Here is a 13,609-nt window from a genome sequence, read left to right as displayed (position 1 = left end):
GCCCCCTGCAGGGCCCCGCCCTGAGTGTGCGAGAGGTGGGGAGGACGGGGTCCTTCCTCAGACCGCCCGGGTGTAGGGCGAGCCCACCGGCACCTGCGGCAGCGGGGTGGACCGGGCGGCGGCGAGCACCATCTGCGGCGAGCGCGGCAGGCCGCGGCGGGTGCACAGCCGCAGGGCGCGTGCCCCGGTGATGACGTCGGTCTCCGGGGGGACGACGAGCAGGTCGGCACGGCGGGTACCGCCGGCCCAGGTCAGGCAGACCACCCCGGCGTCCATGCTGCGGAAGCCGCCGGTGCGGACCACCCGCCCACCGACGACGACCTTGCGCGGCGCCGGCGACCAGACGTCGAGCGGGTAGGTGAAGCGCTCGATGCGCAGACCCCGCTTGTCCAGCGCGGCCACCAGCTCGGGCACTTCGACCGCGAGGTCGCGACTGCGCGGGAACCAGGCCCCGTCGAAGGCCTGCTCGCCGGACCCCGCGTCGCTGCGCAGGCTCACCCGGACGTCGATCCCGCCGCGGTGCCCCTCCGCCGCCGCCAGCGTGTGCCGGGTGTCCCTCATCCGCGTCGCCTCCTCGTCGATCCGGGCCCGCCGACACGGCCCCGAGGAGAACGTAGGCAGCCGACGCGGCGGGTCCCCGTGAGCGTGTCGTGGGCGGGTCGGCGCCCTCCGGCCCGCCGTCACCCCTCGTCATGGGACGGTCACGGCGCTCCCGCGGACCTGCGCGTCCGCGGGAGCGCCGGGAGCGTCAGGAGGTCAGCTCGAAGACCGTCGTGCTGTCGTAGACCTCACCCGGGCGCAGCACCGTGGAGGGGAAGTCCGGCTGGTTGGGCGAGTCCGGGAAGTGCTGGGTCTCCAGCGCCAGCCCGTCGCCCTGCCGGTAGACCCCGCCGCCGGTGCCCACCAGCGTGCCGTTGAGGAAGTTGCCCGAGTAGAACTGGATGCCCGGCTCGGTGGTGGAGATCGTCAGCGTCCGGCCGCTGGCCGGGTCGTGGAGCACCGCGGCCTCCTCGAGCGCGTCCTCGGCATCCGAGCCCTCGCGCGCGCCGTCGTCCCCGCGGTCGAGCACCCAGTTGTGGTCGTAGCCCTGCCCGTACAGGAGCTGCTGGTCGGCCACGCGGATGCGCGCGCCGATCGGCGTGGGCCCGCGGAAGTCGAACGGCGTGCCCTCGACCGGGGCGATCTCGCCGGTCGGGATGAGCGTCTCGTCGACCGGCGTGAAACCGCTGGCGTTGAGCTGCAGCTCGTGGTCGTAGACGTCCCCGGAGCCCTCGCCGGCCAGGTTCCAGTAGGTGTGCTGGGTCAGGTTGACGACGGTCGGGGCGTCGGTCGTGGCCTCGTAGTGCACGGTCAGCCGTGACTCGGCGTCCAGGCGGTACGTGACCGTAGTGGTGAGCGTGCCGGGGAAGCCCTGGTCGCCGTCCTCGCTGACCAGCTGCAGCTGCAGTGCGGCCACGTCGGCGTCGCTGACGTCGGTGGCGGTCCAGACCCGCTCGGAGAAGCCCCCGGGGCCGCCGTGCAGCGTGTTCGGGCCGTCGTTGAGCGGCAGCTGGTACGTCTGCCCGTCGAGGGTGAACCGGCCCCCGGCGATGCGGTTGCCGTAGCGGCCGATGAGCGCGCCGAAGTAGGGGTCGCCCTGGGTGTAGTAGCCCTCGAGGTCCGGGTAGCCCAGGACGACGTTCTCGACCTGGCCGTCGGCGTCGGGGACCTCCAGGGTCTGGATGACGCCGCCGAAGGTCAGCACGCGCATCGTCGTGTCGCCGTTGCTGAGGGTCCAGCGCTCGACCGCGGTGCCGTCGGGGGTGGCCCCGAAGGGCTCGACGGTCGTGCTCGGGCCACCGCCGTCGTCCCGCCCGTCGTCGTCGGTCGCGGCGGCGGGTGAGGCGAGGCCGCCGGCCAGCAGGCCGGCGCCGAGGACGGCGACCAGCGTGCGGTGGCGCGCGGTGCGGAACGGGCTGGGGTGCTGTCCGGGCATGAGGACTCCGGTGTCCGTGGGCGGTCCACCGGCGTCGTCGCACGGTGGCAGGACCGCTGCCGGACCCGTCCTCGCGGACGGCGTGCGCCCGGCCCCCGTGGTGCGGCCCCAGAACGCCGCCAGACGCTAGGGACGCCCTGGAAGGGGTGTCAACGCCACTGCGCCTCCCACCCCGCGAAACGCGGGAGGCCCCGCCCGGGCACACCGGACGGGGCCTCCCGCACGGCCCCCGTCCAGAGGCTCGTGGCGGGCTTGCGACCTACGAGGAGGACGGGGTCCTCTTGCGGTTCTTCGCCTTGCCCCGCTCGTTCTGGTCGAGGATCACCTTGCGCACCCGGATGGTGGCCGGTGTCACCTCGACGCACTCGTCCTCGGCGCAGAACTCCAGCGCCTGCTCGAGGTTCAGGATGCGCGGCGGGACCAGCCGCTCGAGCTCCTCCGCGGTCGAGGACCGCATGTTGGTGAGCTTCTTCTCCTTGGTGATGTTGACGTCCATGTCGTCGGGGCGGCAGTTCTCACCGACGATCATGCCCTCGTACACCTCGGTGCCCGGGGCGACCATCATGGAGCCGCGCTCCTGCAGCGAGAACATCGCGTACGACGTCGCCACGCCCTGCCGGTCGGCGACCAGCGATCCGGTCGGTCGGGCGCGCATGTCGCCCATCCACGGTTCGTAGCCCTCGAGGTTGTGGTTGAGGACGCCGGTGCCGCGGGTCTCGGTGAGGAACTCGGTGCGGAACCCGATCAGGCCGCGGGACGGGACGATGTACTCCATCCGCGCCCAGCCGGTGTCGTGGTGGACGAGGTTCTCCATCCGGCCGCGCCGGGTGGCCAGCGCCTGGGTCAGCGTGCCGACGTACTCGCCCGGGGTGTCGATGGTGACCCGCTCGACCGGCTCGTGCAGCTTGCCGTCGATCTCCTTGGTGACCACCTGCGGACGGCCGACGGTCAGCTCGAACTCCTCGCGGCGCAGCTGCTCGACGAGGATGGCCAGCGCCAACTCGCCACGGCCCTGCATCTCCCAGGTGTCCGGCCGCTCGGTGGGCAGCATCCGCACCGAGACGTTGCCGACCAGCTCCTGGTCGAGGCGGTTCTTGATCAGCCGGGCGGTGAGCTTCTTGCCCGAGCGGCCGGAGATCGGCGAGGTGTTGATGCCGATGGTGATCGAGATCGACGGCTCGTCGATGGTCAGCGGCGGCAGCGGCCGCGGGTCGTTCGGGTCGGCGAGCGTGTCGCCGATCATGATGTCCTCGATGCCGGCGATGGCGACCAGGTCTCCGGGGCCGGCACTCTCGGCCGGGGTGCGGGTGAGGCCCTCGGTGACCAGCAGCTCGGTGATCTTGACGCGCTGGATGGTGCCGTCGGTCTTGCACCAGGCAACCTGCTGGCCGTTCTTCATCGTGCCGGAGTGGATGCGCAGCAGGGCCAGCCGGCCGAGGTAGGGCGAGGCGTCGAGGTTGGTGACCTGCGCGCGCAGCGGCTCCTCGGCGTCGTAGGTCGGCGCCGGGATGGTGTCCAGCAGCGTCTTGACCAGCGGGCCCAGGTCGGGGCTGTCGGGGCTGGTGCCGTCGGCCGGCCGGGTGAGCGAGGCCTGACCGGTCTTGCCGTTGCTGTAGACGATGGGGAACTCGAGCGCGTCGGTGTCCAGGCCGTTGTCCTCGAGCAGCTCCATGAACAGCTCGTAGGTCTCGTCGACGACCTCGGCGATGCGGGCGTCGGAGCGGTCGGTCTTGTTGACCACGAGGATGACCGGCATCCCCTTGCCCAGTGCCTTGCGCAGGACGAAGCGGGTCTGCGGCAGCGGGCCCTCGGAGGCGTCCACGAGCAGGACGACGCCGTCGACCATCGACAGGCCGCGCTCGACCTCGCCGCCGAAGTCGGCGTGGCCGGGGGTGTCGACGATGTTGACCGTGACGGGGTTGCCGTCCTCGTCGGCCAGCCGGATGGCGGTGTTCTTGGCGAGGATGGTGATGCCGCGCTCACGCTCGAGGTCCATCGAGTCCATGACGCGGTCCTGCGTGGAGTCGTTGTCCGTCCCCTCGCCCTTGGCGCGCCCGAGCGCGCCCGCCTGGCGGAGGAGGGCGTCGACCAGGGTGGTCTTGCCGTGGTCGACGTGAGCGATGATCGCCACGTTGCGCAGGTCGTCGCGGGTGGGCATGCGGGAGGGCACCTCGGGAGAGATCAGGGGGGTCGGCGCGTCCGTCTCTGTTGCGGAGCGCCTCGACACCAGGGTCAACAGCCGCCGGCCCGGCGACCTTCCCATGCTAGTTGAAGGACCCCCTGCCCCCTCCGGAGAAGGACCCCGTCCTCCTCACCGCTCGCAGCGAGCCTCTGGAAGGGGCCGCCCGGGACGGGGCCGCGGCGGGACCTGCAGGGGGCCGACCGGCCGGTCAGGCGCGGTCGGCCACCGCGTACGTGACCCCGGCGGCGACGACGGTCACCAGGGCGACCGCCAGCCAGGACGCCATCCCGACGCCGAGGGCCAGCACGTGTGCGAGCACGAAGGCGCCGATGTAGAGCGCACCGAGACCGAGGGCCACGGCCCAGCCGCGGTGCCGCTGCCACAGCCACGCGGCCGCCAGCCCGGCACCGGCGAACAGCGCGCCGCCGAGGGCGCGGATCCCGGTGCCCTGCGCGACACCGAAGCCGGCCGCCAGGCCGATGGCGACCAGGAGAGCGGAGGGGAAGCGGGTGCGCGTGCGGTTCAGGGTGGAACTCGTCATGCGGCCAGTCTCCCCGGCCGCGTCCAGCCGTCGTCGGTGCCGGGCTACACGGCCGGACGGACGAGCCCGAACCGTCGGCCGAGCAACGGGCCGACGACCGGCCAGGCCGATGCCCGCAGCGATGTGTCCCGTACGGTCATCCGCCAGCGCTCCTCGGGCGCGAACCACGACGCCGTGCGGGCGCCCGCGTCGGCGAGCCGCGCCACGACCGGCCCGAGTCGATCATGGGCCCGGTCCAGCGCAGCGGGGACCTCGGCAACGGCCGACGCCGTCGCCAGTTCCTCGGCCACCGCCACACCGCCGGCCAGCGCGAGGGAGGCCCCCTGTCCGGCGAGCAGGGAGACGCACCAGCAGGCGTCGCCGAGCAGCGCGACCCGGCCACGGTGCCACACGCGTGAGCGGACCTGGACGGTGCGGTCGGTGTAGCGGTCGACGGCCGAGGAGAAGGTCTCGAGGAGGTCGGGGACGAGCCAACCGAGGTCGCCGAAGCGGCGGTGCAGCGTCCCGCGGAGGTCACCATCGGGCTCGCCCCCACCGTCGGGCGACCGGTGCACGAGGAACGCAGCCGTGCGCCCCTCGTCCAGGGGATACACGGCCACCAGGCGTCCGGGGGCGGTGAGGGTGACGAAGTCCTCCCGGCGCACACCCGGCAGGCTGCCGTCCAGGATCCAGGACCAGACGGCGTGACCGAGGTCGCGGGTGCTCCACTCGTCCGGCGCCAGCAGGTCGTCGCGCACCCGGGAGTGGATGCCGTCGGCCGCGAGGACGACGTCCCACTCCTCCTCGGCGCCGTCGGCGTAGCGCACGACGACCGGGTCGCTGGCCGCCGCGGCCGGCTGCACGCCGATCACCTGGCGACCGTGGGCGGACTCGACCCCGGCGTCCCGCGCTGCGGTGTGCAGCTCGGTCTCGAGGTCGCCCCGCAGGAAGTTGTAGTGCCGCCCGCCGAACACGCGACGGCGCAGAGCCGGGTAGCCGACGGCGAGCCGTGGTCGACCGGACCCGTCGACGAACACCAGTCGCTCGATCGGGGCGTGGATCCGCTCCAGCCCGGGTCGCAGCCCCAGCCGGTCCGCCGCATCGACGCCCAGGCCGAAGAAGTCGATCATGTAGCCGCCACCTCGTGGCCCGGGCGCAGCCTCCACCACGGTCGCGGACCTGCCGAGCTGGCGCAGCCGCAGGGCCACCGACAGCCCGGCGATCCCGGCTCCGACGACGAGGACCCGCACGCCACGCCTCCTCCTGCCGCGCGGAGCGGGACCGAACGCCGCTCCGTGTACGAACTCGCAGACGGCACGAGGTGCGGTGGGGTTCCCACGACCCGCGGGCTCCCGGACGCGCGAAGGCCCCGGACGATGATGCGTCCGGGGCCCTCGCGTCGCCCGTGGTCAGCAGCAGGCGGTCGGCCGACACGTCGTCGGGCGCAGCCACCCGCCGCTGACCACGGGGTGGAGCGTGCGTCTCAGCGGAGCACGGCCTCGATCTCGAGCTCGATGCTGATCTTGTCACCCACGACGACGCCCCCGCCGTCCATCGGCATGTCGATGTCGACGCCGAACTCCTTGCGGGAGATCTCGGTCTTGGCGCTGAAGCCGGCGCGGGTGCCGCCGTAGGCGTCGGGGCCGAAGCCGTTGACCTCGAGGGCCAGCTCGACGGGCTTGGTGATGCCCTTGATGGTCAGGTCGCCGACGACGGTCCAGTCGGCGCCGTCGGTGCGGACCTCGGTCGAGCGGAAGGTCATCACGGTGTGGTTGCCCACGTCGAAGAAGTCGGCGGAGCGGATGTGCGCGTCGCGCTGCTCCTGCCGGGTGTCGATCGAGTCCATGTCGATCGTGGCGGTCACGGTGGACCGCGTCGGGTCCTCGGCGGTGACGATCTCGCCGGAGAACTTGGTGAAGTAGCCGCGGACCTTGCTGACCATCATGTGGCGGACGGAGAACCCGACCGTCGAGTGGCTGGCGTCGATGTCCCAGGTGCCGACGACGTACCCGGGGATCTGGATGGCGGTGGTCATGAGGGCCTCCATGTGGTTGAGCGTTTGACCTTCTGCCCAGCGACAGCATAGTTGAGCGCTCATCTATTCCGCCAGTACCCTGGGAGCATGACCTCCGACGTGTCGCTCGCTCCCCGGGACCCCGGCTCCGACGCCGAGGGCACCCGCTGGCTCGACGCCGAGGAGCAGCAGGCCTGGCGGGCCTGGCTCTACAGCGCCCAGCTGCTGCTCGACCGGCTCGACCGGGAGCTCACGCACGCGACCGGGATCTCGCACGCCTACTACGAGATCCTCGTCGCTCTCTCGGAGACCGAGGGCCGGATGATGCGGATGAGCGAGCTCGCCGACCGGTGCCTGTCCTCGCGCAGCCGGCTCTCGCACGCCGTCTCCCGGCTGGAGGAGCGCGGCTGGGTGCGCCGGCAGGTCTGTCCGGACGACGGCCGCGGCCAGCTCGCCGTCCTCACCGACGACGGGTTCCAGGCGCTCGAGGCGGCCGCTCCGGTGCACGTCGAGGGCGTCCGCACGCACCTGTTCGACCAGCTCTCCCCCGAGCAGGTCGCCGCGATGCGCGACGTCGGTGAGACGCTGCTGCGCCACCTCGGCCCCCGCTGAGGACGGACCCTACGGCGCCGTGACGTCGGCGGGCGGGGCCGGCCAGCGGGGCACGCCGGCGACCGCCGGCCCGTCCCCCAACCGGGCGGGAAACCGCGGCGGCCGCCGCTCGAGGAACGACGCCACGCCCTCGGCGGCGTCCGGACCGGCGCCGAGCTCGACGAGGGCCCGGGACTCGGCGCGGTGGGCGTCCCAGGGCGAGGGCGCGCCGAGCATCGACCACAGCAGCTGACGGGCGGCTCCCACCGCGACCCCCGAGGTGTTGTCGGCGATCTCGCGGGCCAGGCCGAGCGCGGTGGGCAGCAGCTCGTCGTCCGGGACGACCCGGGACACCAGCCGACCGCGCAGCGCCTCGGCGGCGTCGAACACGCGGCCGGTGGCCACCCACTCCATCGCCTGGCTGATGCCGACGATCCGCGGCAGGAACCAGGACGACGCGGCCTCGGGCACGATGCCGCGGCGGGTGAAGACGAAGCCGAACCGGGCCGACGCGGCGGCGATCCGGACGTCCATCGGCAGCGTCATCGTGGCGCCGATGCCGACCGCGGCCCCGTTGACCGCGGCGAGCACGGGCTTGCGCAGCCGGGCGAACGGCAGGGACGCGATGCCGCCCCAGTCCCGCGGGACGCCGTCCACCGTGCCGCGCGGGACGGGGTCGGGACGCGCGCCGCGGTCGCGGAAGGTGTCCTCTCCCCCACCGAGGTCGGCCCCGGCGCAGAAGGCCCGGCCGGAGCCGGTCACGACCACCACCCGGACCTCGTCGTCGGCGTCGGCTGCTGCGGCGGCTCCGGCGAGCTCCGCGGCCATGACCGGTGTGAAGGCGTTGAGCCGCTCGGGCCGGTGCAGGGTGATCGTGGCGACGCCGTCGGCGACCGCGTAGCGCAGCTGGGTGGGGGTCACCCGAGCGCGCCGGCGACCGCGAGCCGGGCGACGGCGTCCAGGTGCTCGGCGGCGTCACCGAGGAGCAACCGGTCGACCTTGGCCCGCCGCCAGTACAGGTGGGCGTCGTGCTCCCAGGTGAAGCCGATGCCACCGTGCACCTGGACGCAGGTCTCGGCGGCCCGCTCCAGCACCTCGGCGGCCAGGGCCTTCGCGGCCGACGCGGCCAGCGGCAGCTCCTCGGGCGCGGCGTCGGCCGCCCAGGCCGCCCACCACACCAGGGAGCGCAGCTGGTCCACGCCGACCCACGCGTCGACCAGCATGTGCTTGACCGCCTGGTAGGAGCCGATCCGCCGGCCGAACGCCTCGCGCTGCTGCGCGTAGCCGACGGCCATCTGCACGGCGGCGTCGGCCGCACCGAGGTCCTCGGCGGCGAGCACGACGGTGGCGACCTGCCGGGCGCGGGCCCACAGCCCAGCTGCGTCCTCGGCGAGCACCCGGCGCGAGGTGAGCCGTACCGAGGCCAGTCCGCGGGTGGCGTCCAGCGGTGGCCCGGCGGTGGCCTCGCCCTCCCCGACGACGAGCGCGCCGCCGTCGTCCAGGCCGAGGAAGGAGGTCGCGCCGGCCGCGTCGATCGAGGGGGACGAGCCGGTGAGCGGGCCGTCGACGACGGCGAACGCCGCCGACCCGTCGGCCAGCTGCGCGGCCAGGTCGGGGGCGCCGGTCAGCAGCACCGCGGCGCGCGCCGCGGTCGCCAGGGACGGGCCGGCCAGCACGGCCCCGCCCTGCTCGGCGACGACGGCGAGGTCGAGCAGCGACCCGCCCGCGCCGCCGGCGGACTCGGGGACGGGAATGCCGAGGAAGCCGATGTCGGCCAGCGCCTTGCGGCCCGGCGCGACGGCGCCGCCCTCGAGCGCGTCGCGGGCGGCGGCCGGCGAGGCCGAGCCGCGGTAGAAGTCGCGCGCGCCGGCGGCGGCGTCGCGCTGGTCGGGGCCGAGGTCGAAGTTCACCGCGCACTCCCGGCGGGCCGGCTCGAGAAGGGCGCCGCCTTGTCCGAGCGCGGTTCCGGCGGGAGGCCGAGCACCCGTTCGCCGAGGATGTTGCGCAGCACCTGGTCGGTGCCGCCGGCGATGGCCAGGCCGGGCAGGAAGCCCTGGCTGCGCTGCCAGGTCTCGTCGCCCTCGGCGGTGGCGGCGTACACGGCGTCGTCCCCGAGCAGCCGGACGCCGGCGTCGGCGACGAGCTTCGCCGCAGCGGTGCCGGCCAGCTTGCCCGCGCTCGCCTCCGGCCCGGGCATCCCGCCCCGGCCGAGCTCGGTGAAGCGGCGGTAGCCGGTGTAGCGGGTCGCGAGGGAGGCGACGACCGCCCGGCCGACGGCCTGCCGGGCGAGCACCTGCCGCTCGGGGTCGAGCTGCGGCAGCCGCTGCCGGGCGTGCGCGACGAGCCTCTCGACCGGGACGCCGAGGTCGCTGCCGGCCCCGCCGATGGCCACCCGCTCGTTCATCAGCGTGGTCAGCGCGACCCGCCAGCCCTCGCCGGGCTCCCCCAGCCGCTCGCTGTCGGGGATCCGGACGTCGTCGAAGAACACCTCGTTGAACCCGGCGGAGCCGATCATCTGGCGCAGCGGCCGCACGGTCACACCGGGGGCGTGCATGTCGACGACGAACATCGTCAGGCCGGCGTGCTTGGGCTTCTGGGGGTCGGTACGGGCGAGCAGGATGCCGTGGTCGGCGACGTGCGCCAGCGTCGTCCAGACCTTCTGGCCGTTGACGACCCAGTCGTCGCCGTCCCGGACGGCGGTGGTGCGCAGCGCCGCGAGGTCGGAGCCGGACGCCGGCTCGCTGAACAGCTGGCACCACACGTCGTCGGCCCGCAGCAGACGGGGGAGGTACCGCTGTCGCTGGTCGTCGCTGCCGTGGGCGATGACCGTCGGCCCGCACATGCCCAGGCCGATGTGGTTGATCAGCGCCGGCACCCCGGCGCGGGCCAGCTCCTGCTGCACGATCGCCTGCTGCACGAGCGTGCCGCCCTGCCCACCGTGCTCGCGGGGCCAGGTGACACCCACCAGGCCGGACTCGTACAGCACCCGCTGCGTGCGGCGCAGCTCGGCCTCGGCGGTGGCGGCGTCGACCGTCTCCTCCCCCGCGCCGACGTGCAGCAGCTCGGCGGCGTGCTCCTCGAGCACCCGCCGGACACCGGCCCGGTACTCCGCTTCCTCGGGGGTGTCGTCGAAGTCCACGAGCGGTGCCTCTCTCCGGCCGGCGGGGTCGGCCGCAGCGTGACAGCGGTCACCCGCAGTGGTCAACGACGACCGACTGTTGACCACCTCGGTCGCCCCGGCCAGCATGACGCGGATCACGCCCGGCGGTCAGGAGGACCAGGTGAGCGCAGACGTCCCCCGGCTGATGGGCCGCGGCATGACGACCAGCGACCAGCTGGCGCGGTGGGCCCGGCGGACGCCGGACGCCCCGGCGCTGCGGTTCGAGGGGACCGGGCACAGCTACGCGGAACTCGACGAGCGGGTGACCCGGCTGGCGCGCGCGCTGGCCGACCGCGGGGTGGGCGTCGGCGACCGCGTCGCCGTCCTCGGGCTCAACGGGCTGGAGGTGTGGGAGGCCTACCTCGCCGGGGTGCGGCTGGGCGCGATCGTCGTCCCGGTGAACTTCCGGCTCGTCGCCGACGAGGTCGCATACGTGCTCTCCGACAGCGGCGCGGTGGCCCTCGTGGTGGACACCGCGCTCGCTGAGGTGGCGGCCAAGGCCCGCGAGCAGGCGCCCGGCGTGCACACCGTGCTGACCATCGGCGGGGACTACGAGGAGGCGCTGGCCGCGGCGGGCACGGAGCCGCTGGACGTCGAGGTGGACGAGGGCGCGGCCGCCTTCACCATGTACACCTCGGGCACCACCGGCCGGCCCAAGGGCGCCGTGCTGACCCACCGCAACCTGCTCATGCACGTCTTCAGCCAGGTCACCCACCTCGGCTGGGACCCCGACGACCGGGTGGCCGTCCCCGGGGCGCCGCTGTTCCACATCGCCGGGCTCGCCGGCGGCCTGCCGCCGCTGCTGCTCGGCGGCACCCACGTGATCCTGCGCTCGGGCGGCTTCGACCCGGTCGCCACCCTCGACCTCATCGAGCGGGAGCGGGTCAGCAGCATCTTCCTGGTGCCGGCGATGTGGGCGGCGGTGGTCGCCGTCCCCGACATCGCCTCGCGCGACCTGTCCTCGCTGCGGCGCATCTCCTGGGGTGCGGCGCCCGCGTCGACGACCCTGCTGCGGACGATGGCCGACACCTTCCCGCAGGCCGAGGTGGTCACCGCCTTCGGGCAGACCGAGTGCAGCCCGGTCACCTGCTTCCTCCGCGGCGAGGACTCGGTGCGCAAGATCGGCTCGATCGGGACGCCGATGCTCAACGTCGAGGTCCGCGTGGTGGACGACGCGATGGACGACGTCCCGCAGGGCGAGGTCGGCGAGATCGTGTACCGCAGCCCGATGGTGATGCGGGAGTACTGGAACAAACCCGAGGAGACGTCGATCGCCTTCGAAGGTGGCTGGTTCCACTCCGGCGACCTGGTGCGGCAGGACGAGGAGGGCTACCTCTACGTCGTCGACCGCAAGAAGGACATGATCATCACCGGCGGCGAGAACGTGTACTGCGCCGAGGTGGAGGACGTGCTCGCCGGGCACCCCAAGGTCGGCGAGGTCGCACTGATCGGCGTCCCGGACGCGCGCTACGGGGAGGCGCCGCTGGCCGTCGTCGCCCCGCGGGACCCGGCCGACCCGCCGTCGTCGGCGGAGCTCACGACGTGGTGCCGGGAGCGGCTCGCCGGCTACAAGAACCCTCGGGAGTACTCGATCGTCGAGGCCCTCCCGCGCAATCCCGGCGGCAAGGTGCTCAAGACCCGGCTGCGCGAGGAGCACTCGGCCGGCTCACTGGTCGCCGAACCGGTGGTGTGAGCCTTACGGCAAGTAAGGAAGCCGTTGCGGAGTGAGGTGGGGTCATGCCCACGAGCACGGTGACGAGCAAGCGCCAGATCACCATCCCGCTCGAGGTCCGGCATCGGCTCGGGCTCGCCCCCGGTACACGGATCACCTTCGTGCTGACCGACAGGGGGTCCTACGAGATCGTGCCTGCCACGAACACCGTGCGGACGCTGAAGGGTCGCGTGCCCGCCCCCGCACGGCCCGTGTCCCTGGAGGAGATGGACGCAGCGGTCGCCGACGCAGCTCGGCGAGCAGCCGCCCGGTGATCGGCCTCGACACCGACGTCCTCGTCCGCTACATCACCCAGGACGACCCGGAGCAGTCCGCTCAGGCGAACGCCGTGGTCGACGCCCTGGACGAGGAAGAACCCGGCTTCGTCTCGATCGTGACCTTCGTCGAGCTGTACTGGGTGCTGACCAGCGCCTACGGCGTCGAACGACGGGAGGCGGCGGTCATCCTCCGCACCCTGTCGGAGGCGCAGGAACTCGTGTTGGAGTCACCGGAGGCGGTACGCCGGGCGCTCGGTTCCGTCGATGACGATGCCGACCTGGCGGACGCCGTCATCGCCGAACTCGGGGTCATGGCCGGCTGCCGCACCACTGTCACCCTCGATCGGCGAGCCGGCCGCCTGCCCGGGATGTCACCGGTCCCGAGCGCCTGACGCGTCCGTCACCGCGAGGACCGACACGTCAGACCGAGCAGCCATCCGGGCCGCAGACCTCGCCGCCGGTGATCACCGGGATGAGCGGCGTCCGCTCGGCCCAGGCCCGCTCGAGCACCTGCAGCAGCGCGTCGGCCGGCTGGGCGCCGTTGACGCCGTACTTGCGGTCGACGACGAAGAACGGGACGCCGCTGATGCCCAGTGCCTGCGCCTCGGCCTCGTCGGCCCGGACCGCGCCGGCATAGCGCTGGTCCTCCAGCGCCGCACGCACCTCGTCGGCGTCCAGCCCCGCCTCGGCGGCCAGCCGGACCAGGGTCTCGCGGTCGCCGACGGCCTCGCCCTCGCTGAAGTAGGCGGTCAGGAGCCGCTCCTTGACCGCGTCCTGCACGCCGCGCTCACCGGCCAGGTGGATCACCTGGTGGGCGTCGAAGGTGTTGGCGCGCACCGCCTTGCCGAACCGGAAGTCCAGCCCCTCGGCGGCGGCCTGCTGCGTCATGTGGTCGGTCATCTGCTGCGCGCTCGGCACCGAGGTGCCGTACTTGCGCGCCAGCCGCTCGGCGTACTCGGTCGGTGAGATCTCCTCACCCGCGGCGGCCGACGGCGCGCCCGGGTCGAGCTCGAAGGACTTCCACTCCACCTCGACGGCGTCCCGGTGGGGGAACCGCGCCAGCGCGGCCTCGAAGCGGCGCTTGCCGATGTGACACCAGGGACAGACGACGTCGGACCAGATCTCCACCTTCACGCCCGGCCCAACGTCGGCGTGCGGCTCGGCTCTTCCCGAGGGCC

14 protein-coding genes are annotated in these 13,609 nt (G+C 73.6%); 4 read left to right on the top strand and 10 right to left on the bottom strand.

Annotated elements, in window-relative coordinates:
* Nucleotides 1-57: 57 nt before the first annotated feature.
* The 6 genes from ACU610_RS25635 to ACU610_RS25610 form a co-directional block, all read right to left on the bottom strand.
* Entirely contained in the window at nt 58-561 is a 504-nt protein-coding gene (locus tag ACU610_RS25635; protein WP_446770507.1) for a DUF5994 family protein, read from the bottom strand.
* Between the two features lie 187 nt (nt 562-748).
* On the bottom strand, nt 749-1,975 hold the full coding sequence (locus ACU610_RS25630) for an aldose epimerase family protein (protein ID WP_446770506.1): 1,227 nt from the start codon (nt 1,973-1,975) through the stop codon (nt 749-751).
* A 259-nt stretch (nt 1,976-2,234) separates the two neighbouring features.
* A complete protein-coding gene (gene typA / locus ACU610_RS25625) occupies nt 2,235-4,133 on the bottom strand; it encodes a translational GTPase TypA (RefSeq protein ID WP_446770505.1) in 1,899 nt (632 codons plus the stop codon).
* Nucleotides 4,134-4,365: 232 nt separating this feature from the next.
* A complete protein-coding gene (locus ACU610_RS25620; RefSeq protein ID WP_446770504.1) occupies nt 4,366-4,698 on the bottom strand; it encodes a hypothetical protein in 333 nt (110 codons plus the stop codon).
* Between the two features lie 44 nt (nt 4,699-4,742).
* Nucleotides 4,743-5,927, bottom strand: coding sequence for an FAD-dependent monooxygenase (locus ACU610_RS25615; RefSeq protein ID WP_446770503.1), 1,185 nt, complete (start codon nt 5,925-5,927; stop codon nt 4,743-4,745).
* 233 nt (nt 5,928-6,160) lie between these two features.
* A complete protein-coding gene (locus ACU610_RS25610) occupies nt 6,161-6,712 on the bottom strand; it encodes a YceI family protein (protein ID WP_446770502.1) in 552 nt (183 codons plus the stop codon).
* Nucleotides 6,713-6,799: 87 nt separating this feature from the next.
* On the opposite strand from ACU610_RS25610, the gene ACU610_RS25605 reads away from it, so the two are divergent.
* The gene (locus ACU610_RS25605; protein ID WP_446770501.1) at nt 6,800-7,303 is read left to right on the top strand and encodes a MarR family winged helix-turn-helix transcriptional regulator; all 504 of its coding nucleotides are present in this window, start codon (nt 6,800-6,802) and stop codon (nt 7,301-7,303) included.
* 9 nt (nt 7,304-7,312) lie between these two features.
* On the opposite strand, the gene ACU610_RS25600 is transcribed toward ACU610_RS25605, so the two are convergent.
* The 3 genes from ACU610_RS25600 to ACU610_RS25590 are packed head-to-tail and all read right to left on the bottom strand — an operon-like array spanning nt 7,313 to nt 10,421.
* Complete coding sequence (locus ACU610_RS25600) at nt 7,313-8,203, bottom strand: enoyl-CoA hydratase-related protein (RefSeq protein ID WP_446770500.1); 891 nt, start codon at nt 8,201-8,203, stop codon at nt 7,313-7,315.
* A complete protein-coding gene (locus tag ACU610_RS25595; protein WP_446770499.1) occupies nt 8,200-9,192 on the bottom strand; it encodes an acyl-CoA dehydrogenase family protein in 993 nt (330 codons plus the stop codon). Before ACU610_RS25595 ends, ACU610_RS25600 begins: the two co-directional genes overlap by 4 nt.
* Nucleotides 9,189-10,421, bottom strand: coding sequence for an acyl-CoA dehydrogenase family protein (locus tag ACU610_RS25590; RefSeq protein ID WP_446770498.1), 1,233 nt, complete (start codon nt 10,419-10,421; stop codon nt 9,189-9,191). The genes ACU610_RS25595 and ACU610_RS25590 overlap by 4 nt, the downstream gene beginning before the upstream one ends.
* Nucleotides 10,422-10,563: 142 nt before the next feature.
* Between ACU610_RS25590 and ACU610_RS25585 the strand changes: the two genes are divergently transcribed.
* From ACU610_RS25585 to ACU610_RS25575, 3 genes are read left to right on the top strand one after another with little or no spacing between them, the layout of a single operon-like run.
* Nucleotides 10,564-12,135 carry a long-chain-fatty-acid--CoA ligase gene (locus ACU610_RS25585; RefSeq protein ID WP_446770497.1) on the top strand — a complete coding sequence of 524 codons (1,572 nt, stop codon included), beginning with the start codon at nt 10,564-10,566 and terminating at the stop codon, nt 12,133-12,135.
* A 44-nt stretch (nt 12,136-12,179) separates the two neighbouring features.
* Nucleotides 12,180-12,428, top strand: a complete 249-nt coding sequence (locus ACU610_RS25580; protein WP_446770496.1) for an AbrB/MazE/SpoVT family DNA-binding domain-containing protein — start codon at nt 12,180-12,182, stop codon at nt 12,426-12,428.
* Nucleotides 12,425-12,823 (top strand): PIN domain-containing protein, encoded by a 399-nt coding sequence (locus ACU610_RS25575; protein ID WP_446770495.1) that lies wholly within the window; start codon nt 12,425-12,427, stop codon nt 12,821-12,823. The genes ACU610_RS25580 and ACU610_RS25575 overlap by 4 nt, the downstream gene beginning before the upstream one ends.
* A 28-nt stretch (nt 12,824-12,851) precedes the next feature.
* On the opposite strand, the gene ACU610_RS25570 is transcribed toward ACU610_RS25575, so the two are convergent.
* Nucleotides 12,852-13,565 (bottom strand): DsbA family oxidoreductase, encoded by a 714-nt coding sequence (locus ACU610_RS25570; RefSeq protein WP_446770494.1) that lies wholly within the window; start codon nt 13,563-13,565, stop codon nt 12,852-12,854.
* Nucleotides 13,566-13,609 lie beyond the last annotated feature (44 nt).

The organism is Geodermatophilus sp. URMC 61, from assembly GCF_052931555.1.
Note: the sequence above shows the minus strand (reverse complement) of the source record. Positions and strands in the feature narration are given on the sequence as shown.

Excerpts from the sequence above, each read along its gene's own strand:
- typA (WP_446770505.1), bottom strand. The coding sequence starts at position 4,133 with ATGCCCACCCGCGACGACCTGCGCAACGTGGCGATCATCGCTCACGTC.
- ACU610_RS25605 (WP_446770501.1), top strand. The coding sequence starts at position 6,800 with ATGACCTCCGACGTGTCGCTCGCTCCCCGGGACCCCGGCTCCGACGCC.
- ACU610_RS25610 (WP_446770502.1), bottom strand. The coding sequence starts at position 6,712 with ATGACCACCGCCATCCAGATCCCCGGGTACGTCGTCGGCACCTGGGAC.
- ACU610_RS25580 (WP_446770496.1), top strand. The coding sequence starts at position 12,180 with ATGCCCACGAGCACGGTGACGAGCAAGCGCCAGATCACCATCCCGCTC.
- ACU610_RS25620 (WP_446770504.1), bottom strand. The coding sequence starts at position 4,698 with ATGACGAGTTCCACCCTGAACCGCACGCGCACCCGCTTCCCCTCCGCT.
- ACU610_RS25630 (WP_446770506.1), bottom strand. The coding sequence starts at position 1,975 with ATGCCCGGACAGCACCCCAGCCCGTTCCGCACCGCGCGCCACCGCACG.
- ACU610_RS25635 (WP_446770507.1), bottom strand. The coding sequence starts at position 561 with ATGAGGGACACCCGGCACACGCTGGCGGCGGCGGAGGGGCACCGCGGC.